Source organism: Microbulbifer thermotolerans, assembly GCF_001617625.1.
Classification (GTDB): domain Bacteria; phylum Pseudomonadota; class Gammaproteobacteria; order Pseudomonadales; family Cellvibrionaceae; genus Microbulbifer; species Microbulbifer thermotolerans.
In genome coordinates, this window is the sequence record NZ_CP014864.1 from 3,278,005 (window position 1) to 3,298,451 (window position 20,447).

Here is a 20,447-nt window from a genome sequence, read left to right on the forward strand (position 1 = left end):
GAAAGGGGGCGATATAAAGGCCCGAGCCTCAACCGTCGCAGCGCAAAGTCGCGCTATCCGCACCGCCGGGCACATATTTGATATCCGCCAAAGCCAGTGACAACGCCTCATCGCTCTCCAGCAACAGGCTGCTCTCAATGCGGGAGAAATCCACCCCCTGTTTCGCAAAGCACTGCAGATCAATGGACATCTCTGTCCATTCCTGGGTCTGCAACTGCCGCAACGACTCGCGCAGCGATAGACCGCCGGTGCAGTCATCACCACAGCCCACCGATGCACGTACCTCACCACGCGGCTCTTCGTCCAAGCGCAACTTCAGGCTGAGGGTGCCACCGGACTCCAGATAGCGGCTCATGTCCTGCGGTTTCCCCGCGCGCAGGGCCACGCCGCCGGGGCGCAGGCCGGCCCACTGCACCAGGCGCGCGTCTTCCTGATTACGCATATCGATGGCGCTTACGCGAATATTGCCGTCGCTGCTCTCGGCCACATTGCCCTCTACTTCAATCGGTGCACTGCCCTCGTCGAGCAACACAAGGTTCCAGGGCGCGCGCGGGCGCCATACCATCATCCAGGCATCCTCGAGTCTGCCTTCGGCGTAGCTCTCCCCCTGTTCCGTGAGGTCGGATGCTATTTCAACCTTGTCGCTGTAGGTGAGGCCGTAGCCATAGGCAAACAGCGGATCATAGTCATCATCGCCCAGGTTGAGCGGTGTTTGATCCACCAACAGCGGCCAGCTGAATGAAAGTTTACCGGTAAAGTCATGGCGGATTTTGCCGTCGGCATCAGTGAGGATTACATCGGCCACCCCTGCGCCTTCAGAGCCCGGCAGCCAGGCGGCGACAAAAGCGTCAGACGCATTCAGCTCTTTGTTGACCCACAGCGGGCGACCGGAAATAAAAATACTCACCACCGGAATGCCCTGGGCCTTGAGTTTTTTCAGCAGCGCCAGATCGGTTTTGGTACCGAACTGATATTCAAGACTGGTGATGTCCCCGTGCCATTCCGCATAGGGGTCTTCGCCAAAGACCACCACGGCCACATCCGGCCGCTCGGCGTCGGTAAAGGTATCTACGGAGAATTCTCCGTCGACAGACAATACGGCTTCACCACCGGCACTTTCCACAGCGGTTTTAATGCCTGCGTAAATGGAAGTAGCCCCAGGGAAATCCGCCTGACTGTTGCCGGTGCCCTGCCAGGAAATCGTCCAGCCGCCGCTCTGCTTGGCGATATTGTCTGCGCCGTCGCCGGCGACGAGAATTTTCTGTTTTGGATTAAGGGGCAACAGCTGACCATTGTTCTTCAGCAATACCAGCGATTTGCGCACCGCCTCGCGGGCTATGGCTCTGTGCTCTGGGCTGCCGAGAATACCGGTAGCGCCTGCCAGTGGTTTGTTGCGCTCGAACAGGCCCGCGCGCATTTTTACCCGCAGTATGCGCGTCACCGCGTCATCTATGCGGCTTGTGGGAATTTCACCACTCTTGGCCTGTGCAAGCGTGTTCTCGTAAAGCGCCTTCCAGTCGGAAGGTACCATAAACATATCCAGCCCCGCGTTGATCGCCTGGGGACAGCTCTCCAGGGTGCAACCTTCAACGAAGCGGTGGCCGTTCCAGTCTCCCACCACAAAACCGTCAAAGCCCAAGCGACCTTTCAGTACATCGGTCAGCAGGTATTTGTGTCCGTGTAGCCTTACCCCTTTCCAGCTGTTGAAGGAGGCCATCACAGTCTGCACGCCCGCCTCCAGCGCGGCGATATAGCCTGCGGCATGGATCTCCGCGAGCTCTTCTTCACTGGCAGGGGTATCGCCGCGGTCCATACCGCGATCGGTGCCGCCATCGCCGATAAAGTGCTTGGTGGCGGAGATGAGCTTTTCACCGCCGAGGAATTCCGCCGAGGACTTTTCCCCCTGAATGCCTTCCACCATGGCGCGGGCGTATTCGCGCACGATTTTCGGGTCCTCGGAATAGCTCTCAAAGGTGCGCCCCCAGCGGTCGTCACGCACCACCGCCACCGTCGGTGCAAAGGTCCAGTCAATTCCGGTTACCGCCACCTCGCGCGCGGTGGCCTCGCCGATACGGCGGATCAACTGCGGGTCCCGTGTGGCGCCGAGGCCGATATTGTGCGGAAACAGAGTTGCGCCGATTACATTGTTGTGGCCGTGCACTGCGTCGGAGCCCCAGAGTACCGGGATTGCCACGCCGCCGTCGGAAGTATCCATGGACGCGCGGTGATAGGCTTCCGCCAGCGCGAGCCAGTCTTCAGGCTTGGCAAATTTGTCGTTGTTCGGGTAGGTGCCGCCGCCGTTTAGAATCGAACCCAGGTGATAGTTCTTCACGTCTTCCGGGGTGGCGTACTTGATCTCCGCCTGAATTAACTGGCCGACCTTTTCTTCCAGCGTCATTTTCGCCAGTTGGGCTGCAATCCGCTTTTCAATTTCCGGGTCTTTCGCCAGCGCCGGTTCGAGCTTCGGCCAGGGGCTGTTATCCGTGACCGTATGGCTTTCTGTGGTTTTATCTCCAGTCCCACAGCCGCACAACAGCGCCGCTATTACTGGGGCTATCAATCTCTTTTTCACTATAAAGTTCTCCCTTCGCCTATCGTTTTTATTGCTGTGGCGCGATTATCTTTTTATTTGTTCGATAAAATTTTCCAACTCTAATTTCATAGTCTCAGATCAGATTCAGATACAAAAGCTCAATTCATCCACCAACGGATCATTAAACATCTTCTCTGCAGCCAACTGCCTATTTATCGAGAGAAAGTTGTCGGCGGCATTATTCTATCTATTTGCCGATTGATAAACCTATGATTGATCCGCATAAGCTCTGTCATATTTTCAGGAAGCGCGCGCAAACAATGGGATTCGAAAACGCACGATAAAATCTCTGTATCCAACAACCTTGAAAGGTTCCCTATCGCCTGCGTTTCTCGTGCGATCACAGGGTTTCTTTAAAGCCAGGGAACGAGTTAATCGATGATTTCTGAATGATCCGCCGTAAGATTCAGTGGGAATTTCTCGGTGTGCCGTGACACTCGACAATATGCAGGTGCGCTTCCTTCAGGTCCATATCGCTACCGTCGGCAAGCTGGGTAACGGTGTTGCGGTATATCTCCTGCCAGGGGGTTTGATTGACCAGTCGCGGCGGCTGCCAGCGGGCGCGGCGACGCTGTAGTTCTCCGTCTTCTACCAGCACATGCACTTGGTTTTTATTCAGATCAATTTCCACTATGTCATTGGTCTCAAGAAGCGCAAGACCACCGCCCACCGCCGCCTCGGGAGAGGCGTTCAATATAGAAGGGCTGGCAGAGGTGCCACTCTGACGGCCATCGCCGATGCAAGGCAGACAGCTAACACCGCGTTTGATCAGATAATTGGGCGGGCGCATATTGACCACTTCCGCGGAACCGGGATAACCCACTGGGCCGCAGTTGCGAATGACCAGTATGCAGTGTTCGTCGATCTCCAGTGCCGGATCGTCGATTCGGCGGTGGTAATCCTCGGGGCCTTCGAACACTATGGCGCGGCCGCGCAGTACATTGGGGTGTTCGGGGTTGGAAAGATAGTTTTTACGAAAATCATCGCCGATCACGGATTTTTTCATAATCGCCGAGTCGAACAGGTTGCCACGCATAACGGCAAAACCCGCATTTTCCCGCAGCGGATCATCGAAGGAGCGTATAACCTGCGTATTGCGGGGTAACTGCCGAGCGTAATTCTCACCGATAGTTCTACCGTTTACACTCCGGCAGCTGCCGTCGATAAGCTCCGCGCGCAGCAGCTCGCCCATTACCGCGGGGACGCCGCCGGCACGGTAAAAATCCTCGCCCAGATATTCGCCCGCCGGCTGACAGTTAACCAGCAGGGGAATTTTTTCGCCGAAGGTTTGCCAGTCGTCGATGGACAGTTCCACCCCCAGGCGGTTGGCGATCGCTTGCAAATGGGGCGGCGCATTGGTGGAGCCGCCAATTGCGGAACAGAGGCGCACGGCGTTGAGAAAAGCCGCGCGAGTCATAATGTCCGAGGGTTTCAGATCTTCCCACACCATATCGACAATGCGTCGCCCGGTGTAATAGGCCATGGCCGGACGTTCCTTGTAGGGCGCAGGTATAGCTGCGCAACCGGGCAGAGACATACCCAGCCCCTCGGCGAGACAGTTCATTGTCAGCGCCGTGCCCATGGTGTTGCAGTGGCCGACGGAGGGCGCAGAGCGGGTGACATTCTGCATAAACTGCTCGTAATCGATATCGCCGCGGGCATAGTCCTCCCGCGAACGCCAAATAATGGTCCCGGAGCCCACCCGCTGTTCTTCGTTATTTTTTGTCTCCCAGCCGTTCAGCATGGGACCGCCGGATAGAACGATTGCCGGGATATCAACCGCCGCCGCTGCCATCAAAGTGGCCGGCGTGGTCTTGTCGCAACCGGTGGTGAGCACCACACCGTCTAGGGGATAGCCATAAAGAATTTCTACCAGCCCCAGATAGGCCAGGTTGCGGTCCAGCGCGGCAGTGGGACGTTTGCCCATTTCCGCAATGGGATGCACGGGAAATTCCAGCGGAATACCGCCCGCGTCGCGGATGCCCTCGCGCACCCTCTGTGCCAGCTCCCTGTGGTGGCGGTTGCAGGGCGTAAGATCGCTCCCTGTCTGGGCGATGCCGATAATCGGCTTACCGGACTGTAATTCCTCCCGGGTGAGGCCGTAGTTCAGATAGCGCTCGATATAGATAGCCGTGTGGTCCGGATGGTTCGGGTCATTGAACCAATCGGCACTGCGGAGCTTTCTTTTTTTATTCATCAATTGACAACCAAACCTTCGCGAAAATTGCCGCTCAGAGCGACGTGATACTGCAGGCCGGTGCCCTGCTGAGTCGCTGGCACCGGCCACTCTTGGCTCAAGCCAGGGTATAGGCCGTCTTCACCGTGGTGTAAAACTCCCTCGCGTAGCTGCCCTGCTCCCGCGCCCCGTAGCTGGAGCCCTTGCGGCCGCCGAAGGGCACGTGGTAATCCACACCGGCGGTGGGCACATTGACCATCACCATGCCCGCCTGAGCGTTGGCCTTGAAGTGGCTGGCGTGTTTGAGCGAACGGGTGACGATACCCGCGGAGAGGCCGAATTCCGTGTCGTTGGCGAGCGCCAGCGCCTGCTCGTAGTCATCGGCGCGGATTACCGTGGCAACGGGGCCGAAAATTTCCTCGCGGTTTATGCGCATCTGCGGCTCGGTGCCGGTAAACAGGGCCGGGGTCAGATAGAAGCCCGGCGTTTCCCGCTCCACCCGCTCGCCACCACACACCAGGGTCGCCCCTTCGCCACGACCGATGTCGATGTAGTCGAGGTCCTGCTTGAGCTGGCGCTCGTCCACCACCGGACCGATATGGGTACCGGCCTTTAGCGCGTGGTCGGTGACCAGCGCTTTCATGCGCTCGCACACCGCTTCGACAAAGCGATCGTGTATGCCACTGGTGACAATCAAGCGGCTGGAAGCGGTACACCGCTGGCCGGTGGAGAAAAAGGCGCCATTAACCGCGCACTCGACCGCGGTATCCAGATCGGCGTCGTCGAGAACAACCAGAGGGTTTTTGCCCCCCATCTCCAGCTGCACCTTGGCCAGGCGCGCGGCGGCGACCGCGGCGATGCGGCGGCCGGTATTCTGCGAGCCGGTAAAGCTGATGGCGTCCACCTGGGGATGATTGACCAGCGCATCGCCGATGACGCGACCGGGGCCCATCACCAGATTGAAAACACCGTCGGGCACACCCGCTTCCGCAATGATCTGCGCCAGCGCGTGGGCGGAACCGGGCACCAGCTCCGCCGGCTTGAACACCACGCAATTACCGTAGGCCAGTGCCGGCGCTATCTTCCAGGCGGGGATGGCGATCGGGAAGTTCCACGGCGTAATCAGGCCGATCACCCCAAGGGCTTCGCGGGTAACGGACACCTCCAGTCCGGGGCGGACCGACGGTTGCAGTTCACCCCGCAACTGTAGAATTTCACCGGAGAAGAACTTAAATATCTGCCCGGCACGCACCACTTCACCGGTGGCTTCCGGCAGCGTCTTGCCCTCCTCGCGGGCGAGCAGTTCACCCAGTTGCGCGCGGCGATCGAGAATCATCTGGCCAATACGGTCGAGCAGCTCGCTGCGGCTTTGAATACCGCTGCGGGACCAGGCGGGAAACGCTTGGCGGGCTGCGGCTACAGCCTCATCCAGCTGGGCCGGGCTGGCCTCGGCGTATTCGCCGATCCGGTCGTTGGTGTCGGAGGGATTGATATTGGCGATGGTGCCCTGGCCCTCCCGCCATTCTCCGCCGATGTAATTGCAGTGGATCGTCATGATTACCTCTTGGTTTTGCCAATTTTGTTGACGGGTCCGCGCCCTACAACAACCCCCTTGCCGTCAGGTTGTGCATGAGCGCAGAGATACCGAAGGTCCATGGGGGCGCCTTGTCGCTGGTAGTGACCGTGTTGATCAACGCCCCCAGCCTGGGGGAGCGGATGGTCACCCGGTCCCCCACCTTGTGTGTGAACCCCTGTCCGGGCAGATCGCGGTCCTGGGTGGGCGCGAACAGAGTGCCGGTGAACAGCGCCAGGCCATCCGGGTACTGGTGGTTTTCACCAATGGTCTGGGCCACCAGATCCAGCGGATCGCGGCTGATTTCTGTCATCGGACTGACTTCGCGCAGGCGGAAACCGTCCTCGCCCTCGATTTCCAGAGTTACCTCGGCATGGCGCACCTCATCCATGGAAAAGCGCTCGTCAAAGAGGCGCACGAAAGGGCCGATGGCGCAGGAGGCGTTGTTGTCCTTGGCCTTGCCCAGCAGCAGCGCGCTTCTACCTTCGATATCCCGCAGGTTGACGTCGTTGCCGAGAGTCGCCCCTCGGGGACGGCCGCGGCTGTCCACCAATAGCACGACCTCCGGTTCCGGGTTGTTCCAGTGGGAAATCGGGTGAATCCCCACCTGCTCGCCAGGCCCCACCGCGGACAGGGGTTGGGCCTTGGTAAAGACTTCCGCCAGGGGGCCGATGCCCACTTCCAGGTATTGCGACCAGATACCCTGCTGTTGCAACGCCGCCTTCAGCGTTTCCGCCTCGGCGGAGCCGGGCACCACAGCGCCGATATCGCCCCCGATTTTTTCCGCCAGTAAGCTGCGCAGCGCCTCGGCCCGGCCCGGATCACCACCGGCGCGCTCTTCAATCACCCGCTCCAACATACTGCAGGCGAAAGTGACGCCGCAGGCCTTGATCGCCTGCAGGTCCACCGGTGCCAGCAGGTAGGGATAGCGCGGGTCTCTCTGCCCCCCGTGCAGTGGCGCCATGCTGTTGTGCAGCAATTCATCCACACCGCACAGACGGCGCTGCTTGCCCGCTGCCAAATCCTGCGGGCAAAAGCCCTTCTCTACGATTTCGGCCAGCGTGGGAGCCAGAGCGGAAAGATCGAAGACGCCATCGTCGCACAGCCAGACAGGGCTGGGCCCCGGCACCGGGGACAGGGTCTCCGGCAGCCACACACGGCCGAGCAAGGTGCCGGCGAGACCATCCTCGGGCAGCAGAAGCCCACGCAAATTGTCGTTGTCGCTCATGAACCCACCAGTGATGTAATCGTTTACAGTAAAACCCGAACAAATACCGCCGGCGGCTAGCCTTGAAACAGCGGCGTCTCCAAGCCAGACACACCGGGCCTGCAACAGAAGAGGCCTCCAGCCAGGGGCTGGCGCTCCAGTTCCGCCTCGCTCAACCCCTTGCGGGCGCTGGTGATATAAAGTTGGTCCCGGCCACCACCGCCGAAGGTGCAGCTGGTCACATTGGACACCGGCAAGGCAATGCGCCCTACGACGTCACCGCCGGGAGAAAAGCGGCTAATGCCCCAGCCGCCCCAGTGGCAAACCCAGAGGCAGCCCTCGCTGTCCACCGTCATGCCGTCCGGATATCCGGCGGAATCCGGCAACTGGAGAAAGAGACGCTTGTTTTGCAAACTGCCGCTATCGCTCACCTCAAAGGCGTAAATACGCCGCCGCAGCGTATCGGTGTGGTAGAGAGTCCCGCCGTCGGGGCTGAACGCCGGGCCATTGGTGATCACATAGTCCGCATCCAGCCGCTGCCAGCGGAGATCTGTATCCAGGCGGTAGAGTGCGCCACTGGGGGCCCTTTCGCCGTCGTCCATACTGCCGGCCCAGAAGCGGCCGACGGCATCCGTCTTGCCGTCATTGAAACGGTTGCCGGGCAGATCCCCCTCGGGGCCACCGAGCAATTCCAAACGCGCAGTACCGCCGTCGAGGAAAAGCAGTGCGAAGCCGTCGCGGGTAGCGCAGACAAAGCCCCCGCCGGCACGGGGCGCCAGGGCCGATACCTGGGCATTGATGCGCCAGCTGGCCCGCTCCCGGGACTCGGGGATGTAGCGGTGCAGTCTGTATTCCTTGATATCCACCCAGTAGACCGCCCGCTCCCGCGCCACCCACACAGGCCCTTCGCCAAGGGTGGCACCTGCGGGCCAGACACACTCCGCACTCAGCTCCCGCACGCGTCATCCCTCCATCTGTTCCAGTTCGCGTCCCTTGGTTTCGTGTACCCAGCGGGAAACAAAAAGGATGGAGATAAAGGCACCCAGCGCATAGAGGCCATAACTGCCGGACAATTGGATGGCCGCCAGTAACATGGGGAAAGTCCAGGTGATCAAAAAGTTGGAGCCCCACTGGGCCAGGCCGCTGACCGCCAGGCCGGAGCCGCGGATCTGGTTGGGGAACATCTCTCCGAGCATCACCCACATCACCGGCCCCCAGGAGGCGTTGAAAAAGACCACATAGGCATTGGCCGCCAATAGCGCCACTGTACCAACGGTATCGGAAAGCTGCAGGGAACCGTTTTCATCGAGGGTGGCCTGGGAGAAAGCCGCCGCCATCACCGCCAGGGTCGCCGCCATGCCCACCGAGCCCCAAAAGAGCAACGGCTTGCGGCCCACCTTGTCGATCAGCAGCAGTGCGGTGATCACCGCGGCGATACTCACCGCGCCGGACACCACGTTGATCAGTAGGGCATCGCTTTCGGTGAAGCCCACGGACTGCCAGAGCACAGCGCCGTAGTAGAAGACCACATTGATGCCCACCAGCTGTTGGAAGGAGGCCAGGCCAATGCCCACCCAGACGATTTTGCGCAAGCCGCCTCCGGGGGCTTTCAGGTCGGAGAATTTGGGCCTGTGGTCAGAGGACAGCGAGCGCTCGATATCCGCCACCTTTTGCCTGCCCTCGCGCTCGCCGAACAGCCTGCCGAGCACTGCGCCGGCGCGCGCTTTCCTGCCGCTAGCCACCAGGAAACGCGGGCTCTCCGGGATAAAAAAGAGACCGATCAGAAAGATGGTTGCCGGCAGCAACTCCACCCAGAACATCCAGCGCCAGGTCTCGAACCCCCACCAGAACTCGGTGGTGGAAGAGCCGGCCCAGCGGGCCAGGCAGTAGTTGCTGACAAAGGCACCGAACAGTCCGAAGATAATCGCCACCTGTTGGACCGTGGCCAGGCGCCCGCGGTAGGCAGCCGGCGCCACCTCGCTGATATAGGCCGGTGTCATCACACTGGCCGCGCCGACCGCAAGGCCGCCCAGCACCCGGTAAACAACGAACTCCAAGGAACCGGAGGCGATACCGGAACCCCAGGCGCTGACGATAAAGAAAACAGCCGCTGTTATCAGTAGCGCCCTGCGCCCGTAAATATCCGCCAGCCGCCCGGCAAAAAAGGCGCCCACTGCACAGCCGAGCAGCATGGAGGCCACATTAAAGCCCGTACCGGCGCTGTCGGAATGAAACGCCGCCTGCAGGCCGTCTACGGTGCCGTTGATGACGCCGCTGTCGAAGCCGAACAGAAAACCGCCGATGGTCGCTACGGTGCTGATGGCGATAACGAGAAAGTGGTTAGTCTCGGAGGCGACGGCACCGGATACCCGGTCCGATACCGCACTGGTGGAAGTGGGATTCATATTCTTATTTCCCTCATTCGCTGTGGCCCGCGGGCCGGTTTATTTATTGTTTTGCTATTTTGTCAGCTTTAGCCGCAGCTTTATTTCTTATTTTTGTTTTCATGGCAGCAGATTCGACGGGAATTGCAGCCGTCTTACCCACCTGTGCTCTTCACATTAATGTAAACGTTTACATTCCGTCAAGGGCGAGAGCGATGTGCAGGACCTGTAGCGGGCAAGCGGTTCCGCCGCTGTATCACTTCGGCGGCGCGGCGCTGGATTCACGCACCACAAGTCGGTGCGACACGATTTCCGGCCCCGCACCAATATCGCCGCCGTCGATGGCGCGGCACAGGCGACGCATAGTGCGTTCGCCGATTTCCTCGACGGGTTGGGCGACGGTGGTCAGTGGCGGGTCGAGAATTTCCGCGTAGCGGATATCGTCGAACCCCACCACGGAGATATCTTGCGGAATACGCAAACCGGCGCGGCGGATCTCGCGCATGGCGCCCATTGCCATCTCATCATTGGCGCAAAAAATAGCCGTGGGCCGCGCCTCCAGTGCCAGCAGCCGGCGCGTGGCCGCGCGGGCACCCTCCAGCGTCTGGCGCCCTTCCACCACCCAGTGCTCGGAGACCGCGAGACCAGCAGCGGCCATAGCACTGCGATAGCCCTGTTCCCTGTCGCGGGTCAGCAGTGAAGCCGCCAGACCGGAAATAAAAGCGATGCGTTTATGACCCAGACCGATCAAATGCTCTGTGGCCTCGGCGGCGGCGCGGGCATTGTCCACCCGCACACTGGGGAAGGGACTGAGCTGGGGCGCCACCGCTTCACAGCCGACCACTATCGGCGGCACACGACCGCCTTTGCCGGTCACTTCGGCGTCGCCCTGCATAAACGGCGAGATACTCGCCAACAGCACAATGCCATCGGCCTGCTTGGAAAAAACGATATCGGTGTACTCGTCGAAAGCATGGGTGTTGAACTGGGTTTCGCGGATCAGGATGCTGTACCCCTCTTCGTCGGCAACCCGCCAGATGCCCCGCATTACTCCGGCAAAGAAGGGGTCACCTACCGAGGGCAGCACTACCACCACCAGACTGGTTTTACCGCGGCGGAAATTGCGTGCCAATGTATTGGGGGCGTAACCGGTCTGACGGATCGCCTCCCGCACTTTTTTGCGGGTCTTTTCGCGCACAGCTTCGGGACTGTTCAGATAGCGCGACACAGTGGCGATGGAAACGCCGGCGAGCTTGGCCACATCTTTGATCGACAAAGTAAAAGTCCTTGAGATGCCCAATAAAAGGCCGATGTTAGCGTTTCCTTCACGAAAATTCCCGCAAATACGCCCGGGCACCCCCACATTTGTAAACGTTTACATCATTTGCTAGCCTAGCTGGAATTCGACCATTGACTGCCGGCCAGCCGAGGCTGCGCATGTAGAGATAGAGGAAATGACCAACAACAACAGACTGGCGGTGATTACCGGCGGCACAACCGGCATCGGCAGGGGGATCTCATTGAGGCTCGCCGAGGCCGGCTGGGCTATCGCGGTCAACAATTTGGAGGCCGAGGACGCGTCAGCCCTGCAACTGGTACGAGAAGTGGAAGCCATGGGTGGACGCGCCTGGTACGCCCCCTGCGATGTGGGTGACAGCCGCTCCGTGGACCGCTTTTTCCACGGCCTGACTGACCACTTTCAGCAGGCACCAAACCTGCTGGTCAACAACGCCGGGATACAGACCTGGGCGCCGCTGCTCGACCTGGCTGAAGAAGATTGGGACAGGGTAATTAACACCAACCTAAAAGGCTGTTTTCTGAACACCCAACGCGCCGCGCGCCTGATGGTGGAGGCCGGCAGCGGGGGCAGCATCGTCAATATCGGCTCCGGATGCAACAAACTGGCCTTTCCGCGATTGGTGGACTATGCGGCCAGCAAAGGGGGCATAGAAATGCTCACCAAGGCATCCGCCATCGAGCTGGGGGAGTATGGCATCCGCGTCAACTGCGTGGCCCCCGGAGGGGTGCTGGTGGAGCGAACCGAGCGGGAAGCGCCGGACTACGCGGCATCCTGGTCCGCCATCACCCCGCTCGGCCGGGTGGGCTACGCCCGGGATATCGCCGATGCGGTATTGTTTCTCGCCGGAGAGGAATCGTCCTTTATCAGCGGCCAGACCCTGTGGGTAGACGGGGGCGCCTTTAGCAAAGCCAACTGGCCCTACGCCAACACGGAAGAAACCGTACCGGACTTGACCCGGGAGGAATCCGCGTAAAAAAACCACCCCTTGGCGATCTGCAGTGCCCGCAGAAAAAAAGCCCCTGTGGTTCAGGGGCTTTTTTGTCAAGTGGCTGCCGCTTCCTCAGCTTCCGCGCCCGGCTCACTGCCGGCCTCCCTGACAAAGAACACTGACACGGCTCCCAGCGCCATAAACACACCCGCCAGCACAAGAATATAGATGGCCTGGTTGCCGAACAGCCCTGCCAGAATCGGCCCCGCCACCAGCGCGGACAATATCTGCGGCGCAGCGATGGTGAAATTGAAAATGCCCATATAGACACCGGTTTTATCCGCCGGCAAAGAATCGGAAAGAATCGCGTAGGGCATGGCCAGTATCGCCGCCCAGGCGATACCCACCCCCACCATCGGCAGCAGCAGACCGAGGGCGCCGCTGGGCACTGTCACCTCCGTGATCAACAGATTCACCGCCACCGGCTCGCCCCCCTGGAACAGCAGGAAGCTGATATAGCCGGCGCCGCCGGCCAGCAGCGACAGCGCGTAGGTGAGCTTGCGTCCCAGTGTATTGGCCACTTTCGCCAGCACAACGGAAAAGATGGCGGCAAACAGCGAATAACCGGCAAAGAGGATACCTACCCAGTCGCCAGCGGCCCCCTTGGCTGCGGCGATATGCGCAGGCACCTGACCGACGCTCTCCAGATAGTGGGAGTCGAACCACTTGGCCTCCACACCCCAGACATGCTGAGTGATCGCGGGAGTGGTGTAGACCCACATGATAAAGAGCGCGAACCAAGAGAAGAATTGCACCACGGCCAGCTGGCGCATGGTCTTGGGCATGGTGATCAACAACCGCAGGAATCCGCCAATCCGCTGGGACAGGGGCTTGTGCTCCGCCTGTGTGCGGGCCAGTTGTTCCGCGTCTATGCCCTTGTAGGCCGCATACTGCGCCGGTGGGTACTCTTTGGTGCGGATCACCGTCCACAATACAGACCCCAGCAGCACCGTGCCGCCAATATAAAAGGCCCAGATCACCGAGGGCGCCACTTCACCGGCGCGGGCGCTGTTTTCCAATCCGATGACATTGGTCAGTACAAACGGCAGTATCGAGCCGCACACAGCGCCGATATTGATCAGCAGCGACTGCACCGAGTAGCCCAAGGTGCGCTGCTCAGAAGGCACCATATCCGAAACCAAAGCGCGGAATGGCTGCATGGTGACGTTAAAGGCTGCATCCATCAGCGCCAGCATCACGCCGCCAAACAGTATCGGGGCGACAAAAGCCACCACGATACCGGCATTGGGCATCAATGCCATTCCCAGAGCAGCCGCTATAGCACCAAAAAGGATATAGGGGCTGCGGCGCCCGAAGCGGTTCCAGGTGCGATCCGAGGCAGAGCCGACAATCGGCTGCACAATCAGGCCCATCAGCGGCGCCACTATCCAAAAGAAGGACAGCGAGTGCAGGTCGGCGCCCAGATCGGAGAGGATACGGCTGGCGTTGGCATTTTGCAGTGCGAAACCGAACTGTACACCGAGAAAACCGAGGCTGACGTTCCAAACCTGCCAGAAAGGCAGACGAGGCTGTTGCACGGGCCGCACATCGGCGCCGGAAGCTGATTCAGTCATGGGGGTCACCGCTGATAACTGATTATGATTATGCGCGGATTGTGTCAGGAGTGTGAACGGGGGCCCTCCTCCCCCCTCAGGGGGGAGAAAGCTCCAGTGTTTCCAGGCAGCTTGCACCGCCCCGCTTGCCGCCATTAGCCGGCCGCGGAAGAAACTCCGATTTATGCCGCGAGCGGAACCTCAGTATCGCCACAGGTGCCACACCCGGGTTCCGGTGCACTATTTTGCGATCTCCCCCCAAACAGAGGGGGATATCACCCGCTCCGAAACACTACACAATCAAACTCGGGAAGTTGTAACCATAATCATTCGGAGCCCGCCATGAAACGCCTATCGACACTGCTGCTCGCACTCGCCTGTGCGTCCACCGCACACGCGGAGACCACCGTGGACCGGATAGAACCACCCAGCTGGTGGACCGGCATGGCAGTGCCGGTCCTGCAGCTGATGCTGCACGGAGACGATATCGCCGAGCTAGAAGCACAGATCGACCACCCCGGCGTTACCCTGCTGGACACCCAGCGCACGGAAAACCCCAACTATCTGTTTATCAATCTGCAGCTGTCCCCGGAGGCAAAACCGGGCCAAATGGCAATCACCCTGTTTCACCGCGGCGAAACAGAGGCCGTCGTCAACTACCAACTAAATAGACGCACACCCGGCTCCGCCGAGCGCCGCGGTTTCGACGCCACGGACGCTATATACCTAATCACCCCGGACCGGTTTGCCAATGGCAACCCGGCTAACGACCGCAGCGCTGATATGCTTGAGGGGCCAGACCGCAAACATCCCGGCGGCCGTCACGGCGGCGATATCGCCGGTATGCGCGCACATCTCGACTATATCGCGGACATGGGTTTCACCCAGATCTGGCCCAATCCCCTGCTGGAAAATAACCAACCGGCCTACTCCTACCACGGCTACTCCGCCACCGATCACTACCGCATAGACCCGCGCTTCGGCAGCAACGAAGACTTCCGCGAATTTGTCACCGCCGCGCGGGAAAAAGGGCTGGGCGTCATCCAGGATGTTGTACTCAACCATATCGGCGACCATCACTGGTGGATGCGCGACCTGCCCGCTGGCGACTGGCTGAACGGCCGAGCTACTGAGAAGAATGGATACCGGATAACCAACCACGCCCGCTTCACCCACGTAGACCCCTACGCGAGTGAATACGATAAAGAAGGTTTTACCGAGGGCTGGTTCGTGGACTCCATGCCGGATCTGAATCAGCGCAATCCACTGGTGGCCAACTACCTGATCCAAAACAGCCTCTGGTGGATCGAATACGCGGGGCTCTCCGGAATCCGCGCCGACACCTATGCCTATTCCGATGCGGATTTCCTGCAGCAATGGGCGGCGCGTATCCGGCGTGAATACCCGAACTTCAATATTGTCGGCGAAGAGTGGACCCGCAATCCGGCGCTGGTAGCCCACTGGCAGCGGAGCGAAAGCGAGCCGGTCACCGGCGGGCGACTGAAAAGTATGATGGACTTTCCCATCTTTTACGCGCTGCGTGAAGGACTGGCCCAGAGCGACAGCTGGGAGAGCGGCCTGACACGTCTCTACGAAGGATTGGCCAATGACTTTCTCTACCCGGAACCCAACCGCCTGGTGATCTTCGGCGGCAACCACGATACCAGCCGCCTTTTCAGCGCACTGGATGAAGACCCCGCACTGTTCAAAATGGCCGTCGCCTATATTGCCACCATGCGCGGCATACCGCAGTTCTTCTACGGCGATGAAATACTCATGCGAAGCCCCAAACAACGCGACGACGGCATAGTGCGCAGCGACTTCCCCGGCGGCTGGGCCGACGACAAGCGCAACGCCTTCACCGGCAAGGGACTGAGCAAACCGCAGAAAACCGCCCAGGACATGGTGCGCAAGCTGTTCAGCTGGCGCAAGCAGACACCGGCAGTACACAGCGGAAAACTGAAACACTTTGCGCCCGAAAATGGCACCTATGTCTATTTCCGCTACGACGACAAGAAAAAAATTATGGTGGCCATCAATAAGTCAGACCAAGCGAAGAAACTGGACATGAAGCGATTTGCCGAAGTGATCGACGGCGAGACCCGCGGCACCGATGTGATCAGCGGACGGCGTTATACACTGGCAAATCTGCCCCTTCCCGCCCGGGATGTACTGGTGTTGGAATTACACTAATTAAACAACAAAAACCGAACCGATGATGAAACAGACACTCATACTGCGCGGTTGCGCTTTACTTATCCTACTGTACAGCACTCTGGCCAACTCAGCGGATCTACGGCAATACCGGGAACACCAGTTAAAGAAAAACGCTCTCACCGTCTACACCAGTGACGGCAGTGTCACCCTGACGCCGCTGAGTAAAGCGGCCATGGAAGTCCACTACACACGGGAGGGCATGAAACAGCTGCCCTCTTTCGCCATCGATTACTCGCGGCAACGCAGTGTGAAAACAAAGCTGGCCGAAACTGAGAGCACACTGACCTACAGCACCGCCGATCTCACCGCGGTTATCCACAAGTCGCCGTTTCGCATCGAGTACCTGCACCGGCAAACGCCGTTGATCGGCGAGGAAATCGGTTTCTTCATCAATGAGACCATGCGCGGCTTCCGCTTTGCGCTGTCACCGCAAGAAAAGCTGCTCGGTGGCGGCGAGAGAGCGCTGGGTATGGACCGCCGCGGTCAGCGCCTGCCCCTATACAACAAGGCCCACTACGGCTACACCACCGAATCGGAGCAGATGTATTTCTCCCTGCCGGCAATCCTTTCCAGCAATAAATACATACTGCTGTTTGACAACTCCGCCACAGGCACACTGGACCTGGGGGCAAGTGAGGAAAATGTACTGCAGTTCGAAGCGGCCGCCGGACGCACCTCCTACATCATCATCAGCGGCGAAAGCTATCCGCAACTGATTGAACACTATGTGGACGTCACAGGCCCGCAACCGATGCCGCCGCGCTGGGCACTGGGTAATTTTGCCTCCCGCTTCGGCTACCATACGGAACAGGAAGTGCGTGCCACCGTGGATAAGTTTGCCGAAGAAGACTTTCCGCTGGACGCAGTAGTACTGGATCTCTACTGGTTCGGCCCCGATATCCAGGGCCATATGGGCAATCTGTCTTGGGATAGAGAAGCCTTCCCGGAACCGGAAAAAATGATGGAGGATTTCCGCCAGCGCGGTATCAACACCATTCTGGTAACAGAGCCTTTTATCCTCACCACTTCCAAGCGCTGGGACGAAGCGGTGGCCGCCGATGCACTGGCGAAAAATCTGGCCGGGCAACCCAAGCGTTTCGATTTCTACTTCGGCAATACCGGACTGGTCGATGTCTTCTCCGACAAAGCCGGCGACTGGTTCTGGAATATCTACGACGGCCTGCTGCAACAGGGCGTGGCCGGATGGTGGGGCGACCTGGGAGAGCCGGAGGTACACCCCTCGGACACTGTGCACGCCATCGGCACCGCCGACGAAATCCACAACGCCTACGGCCACCGTTGGGCGCAGTTACTGTTTGAAAGACAAACCGCGAAATACCCCGAGCGCCGCCCCTTTATCATGATGCGCGCCGGTTTCGCCGGCTCTCAACGCTTTGGCATGATCCCCTGGACCGGCGACGTGGCCCGCGAATGGGGCGGCCTCCAGTCTCAGATGGAGCTTTCCCTTTCTATGAGCCTGCTCGGCTTCAGCTACACCCACTCAGACCTGGGCGGCTTTGCCGGTGGTGAAAAGTTCGATCGCGAACTTTATATCCGCTGGCTGCAGTACGGCGTTTTCCAGCCCGTTTACCGCCCCCACGCCCAGGAGCATATCGCTCCCGAGCCGGTATTCCACGATCGCAAGACCAGAAATATCCTGCGCGAATACGTGAAACTCCGCTACCGTCTGCTGCCCTACAACTACACGCTGGCATTTGAGAACAGCCAGACCGGCATGCCGCTAATGCGCCCGCTCTTCTTCGAAGACGAAAACAACCCAGAGCTGATCGATTACAAAGATGCCTACCTGTGGGGCCGGGACTTCCTGGTTGCGCCGATAACTGAAGCCGATATCGACGAGATGGAGGTGAAATTGCCCGGCGGCGTCTGGTTCGATTACTGGAATGACGACCTATACATTGGCGATACCGCGCATGTGGAAGTGGACCTGAAAACCATCCCGGTATTAGTGCGTGCGGGAGCCTTTATCCCCACCATCAGCGACATCGACAACACCCGCGATTACACCAGCGCAAAACTGACACTGGACTACTACGCCCATCCGAGTGCAGTGACCTCCAGCGGCTATATCTATGAAGACGACGGCAAAACCGTCAATGCCTTTGCCCGCGGCCAATATGAAAAACTGGACTTTTCCGCCAGCCGCAATAGCGACGGCATTACATTCAATTTCAATCGTACCGGCGGCGGCTATCAAGGCATGCCGGAACAACGCCATATCACGCTGAAAATTCACAACTGGCAACAAGCTCCAGCCGCGATAGCGGCCGATGGGCAGGAGCTAGCACTGTTCCAACGTGAAAAGGACTTCTCTCGCGCGACCGAGGGCGCTTGGTACGACAAACGCAACGACCAGCTGCTGGTGAAATTTTCCTGGGAAAAACAGCCGTTACAACTGGCCGTCAAGAACCAGTAACAAATACATAGGCAAAAGTAGCGATGAAAAAAATTCAATCTCTTTTTACCGCGGCACTGCTCGCCACCGCGGCGGGCTGTGCAGACGACCCCAGCAACAGTGCGGAAAGAAAGCCTGAATCACTAGCGGAGGAAAAACCGGTAATCTACCAGGTAATGACCCGTCTGTACGGCAACACCAACCCCACCAACAAACCCTGGGGTACCCTAGAAGAAAACGGCGTAGGCAAATTCAATGACTTTACGCCGGAAGTGCTCGGAGAAATCCGCGACCTGGGCGCCAACTATATCTGGTACACCGGCGCCCTGCACCATGCACTTGTAGGAGACTACACCGAGTACGGCATCGGCAACGACGACCCGGACGTCGTCAAGGGCCGCGCCGGTTCACCCTATGCCATCAAAGACTACTACAGCGTAAACCCCGATCTAGCGGAAAACCCCGCCCAACGCCTCGACGAATTCCGCGCGCTAATCGAAAGGAGTCACGAGCAGGGACTCAAGGTCATTATTGATATTGTTCCGAATCATGTGGCCCGCGCCTATCACTCCGTACAAAAACCAGAGGGCGTGCGGGATTTCGGCGCGGACGATGACACCTCCGTGACCTATGCCCGGAACAACAACTTTTATTACGTGATCGGCGAAGACTTTAAAGTTCCAGAGAACGACGACTACAAACCGCTGAATGGCGAGCCCCACCCACTGGTGGATGGAAAATTCCACGAGAGCCCGGCCAAGTGGACCGGCAATGGTGCCCGCGCCGCACAACCGGATATCAACGACTGGTACGAGACCGTCAAGATCAACTTCGGTGTGCGCCCGGATGGCAGCAAGGACTTCCCCGAACTCAGCGCCGAATTCGCGCAAAAGGATTACAAGGCCCACGCCGAATTCTGGGCCGACAAAGATGTGCCGGACACCTGGAAGAAATTCCGCAATATCGCCGATTACTGGCTCAGCTTCGGCGTGGACGGCTTCCGCTACGATATGGCCGGCATGGTCCCGGTGGAGTTCTGGAGCTACCTGAACTCATCGATCAAGATGAAAAAACCGGATGCGCTGCTGCTCGCGGAGATCTATACCCCCGAACGCTACCGCGACTATATTCACCTGGGCAAGATGGACTACCTCTACGACAAGGTGGGCACCTACGATACCCTGCGCGCGATTATGGCCGGTAATGAAAGCACCGACGCCCTGGTGCCGCTGCAGCAAAGCCTCGCGGATATAGCGCCGCATATGCTGCACTTTATGGAAAACCACGATGAACAGCGCATCGCCAGCGGCGAGTTCGCCGGCAATGCCGAAGCTGGCAAACCGGCAATGTTAGTTTCCGCCACCATTTCTGCAGCACCCACCCTGGTTTACTTTGGCCAGGAACTGGGGGAAGCCGCCGCTGAAGATGCCGGCTTCGGCAAAGCCTCCCGCACCACCATCTTCGACTACTGGTCTGTACCCAGCGTGCGCCGCTGGCTGCTGGGTGAATCCACCGAGCAGGAAAAACAACTGCGCGATTTCTACAAACGCCTGATGAACTTCTCTGCCGCCAGCCCGGCACTGCGCGGTAACTATCTGGAAATTCACAGTTATAACCGCGAACACAATCGGGATTATGACGGGCAGCTATTCGCATTCGCGCGCTGGACAGAAGGCGAAAAACTGCTGGTAGTGGCTAACTTCGGAAAGGAAAGCAAAGATGTGACACTGCGGTTGCCAGAGACACTGTTACAGCAATGGCGATTAAGAGATGGCACATACAGGCTTACCGACCAGCTCAGCACTGCGGAAAGCACCCTTGTGATTTCCCGGGAGGAAACGAAGATTCCCCTGCAGATCGCACCACTATCCGGCTATATCTTACGCTTAAACCTATAAGCAGATCTATTTTCATAGGTGCGTTTTGGACTTCGGAGTGCTCAGGCAATGGGGTAGATATATAGGTGGCTTTAGATGCTGAACTCCCCTATTACTGGCTAATTTTGACCTTCACATAACAATAAAAACGTCAAAGCGGCTA

At 59.0% G+C, this 20,447-nt stretch carries 12 protein-coding genes; 4 read left to right on the forward strand and 8 right to left on the reverse strand.

Annotated elements, in window-relative coordinates; genetic code table 11:
• Positions 1-28: 28 nt before the first annotated feature.
• The 7 genes from A3224_RS13580 to A3224_RS13610 form a co-directional block, all read right to left on the reverse strand.
• The gene (locus A3224_RS13580; protein WP_231902396.1) at positions 29-2,572 is read right to left on the reverse strand and encodes a glycoside hydrolase family 3 protein; all 2,544 of its coding nucleotides are present in this window, start codon (positions 2,570-2,572) and stop codon (positions 29-31) included.
• Between the two features lie 427 nt (positions 2,573-2,999).
• The gene (locus tag A3224_RS13585; RefSeq protein ID WP_067155705.1) at positions 3,000-4,790 is read right to left on the reverse strand and encodes an IlvD/Edd family dehydratase; all 1,791 of its coding nucleotides are present in this window, start codon (positions 4,788-4,790) and stop codon (positions 3,000-3,002) included.
• A gap of 97 nt (positions 4,791-4,887) precedes the next feature.
• Positions 4,888-6,324: an aldehyde dehydrogenase family protein gene (locus A3224_RS13590; protein ID WP_067155708.1), complete on the reverse strand. Its 1,437-nt coding sequence runs from the start codon at positions 6,322-6,324 to the stop codon at positions 4,888-4,890.
• Positions 6,325-6,367: 43 nt separating this feature from the next.
• The gene (locus A3224_RS13595; RefSeq protein WP_067155710.1) at positions 6,368-7,570 is read right to left on the reverse strand and encodes a fumarylacetoacetate hydrolase family protein; all 1,203 of its coding nucleotides are present in this window, start codon (positions 7,568-7,570) and stop codon (positions 6,368-6,370) included.
• A gap of 56 nt (positions 7,571-7,626) precedes the next feature.
• Entirely contained in the window at positions 7,627-8,508 is an 882-nt protein-coding gene (locus A3224_RS13600) for an SMP-30/gluconolactonase/LRE family protein (protein ID WP_067155713.1), read from the reverse strand.
• A 3-nt stretch (positions 8,509-8,511) separates the two neighbouring features.
• Positions 8,512-9,954 (reverse strand): sugar porter family MFS transporter, encoded by a 1,443-nt coding sequence (locus A3224_RS13605; protein WP_082817541.1) that lies wholly within the window; start codon positions 9,952-9,954, stop codon positions 8,512-8,514.
• Positions 9,955-10,189: 235 nt separating this feature from the next.
• The gene (locus tag A3224_RS13610; protein WP_067155715.1) at positions 10,190-11,209 is read right to left on the reverse strand and encodes a LacI family DNA-binding transcriptional regulator; all 1,020 of its coding nucleotides are present in this window, start codon (positions 11,207-11,209) and stop codon (positions 10,190-10,192) included.
• A 178-nt stretch (positions 11,210-11,387) separates the two neighbouring features.
• Between A3224_RS13610 and A3224_RS13615 the strand changes: the two genes are divergently transcribed.
• Positions 11,388-12,206, forward strand: a complete 819-nt coding sequence (locus tag A3224_RS13615) for an SDR family NAD(P)-dependent oxidoreductase (RefSeq protein WP_067155718.1) — start codon at positions 11,388-11,390, stop codon at positions 12,204-12,206.
• Between the two features lie 68 nt (positions 12,207-12,274).
• Here the strand turns inward: A3224_RS13615 and A3224_RS13620 are convergent, their stop codons facing one another.
• Positions 12,275-13,795, reverse strand: coding sequence for an MFS transporter (locus A3224_RS13620; RefSeq protein ID WP_067155721.1), 1,521 nt, complete (start codon positions 13,793-13,795; stop codon positions 12,275-12,277).
• Between the two features lie 321 nt (positions 13,796-14,116).
• Between A3224_RS13620 and A3224_RS13625 the strand changes: the two genes are divergently transcribed.
• Genes A3224_RS13625 through A3224_RS13635 form a run of 3 tightly spaced genes read left to right on the forward strand, consistent with a single transcriptional unit; the run spans position 14,117 to position 20,305 of the window.
• On the forward strand, positions 14,117-15,967 hold the full coding sequence (locus tag A3224_RS13625; RefSeq protein ID WP_067155724.1) for a glycoside hydrolase family 13 protein: 1,851 nt from the start codon (positions 14,117-14,119) through the stop codon (positions 15,965-15,967).
• A gap of 25 nt (positions 15,968-15,992) precedes the next feature.
• A complete protein-coding gene (locus tag A3224_RS13630) occupies positions 15,993-18,428 on the forward strand; it encodes a glycoside hydrolase family 31 protein (RefSeq protein WP_231902397.1) in 2,436 nt (811 codons plus the stop codon).
• A gap of 23 nt (positions 18,429-18,451) precedes the next feature.
• A complete protein-coding gene (locus A3224_RS13635; protein WP_067155730.1) occupies positions 18,452-20,305 on the forward strand; it encodes an alpha-amylase family glycosyl hydrolase in 1,854 nt (617 codons plus the stop codon).
• The last annotated feature ends 142 nt before the right edge of the window (positions 20,306-20,447 follow it).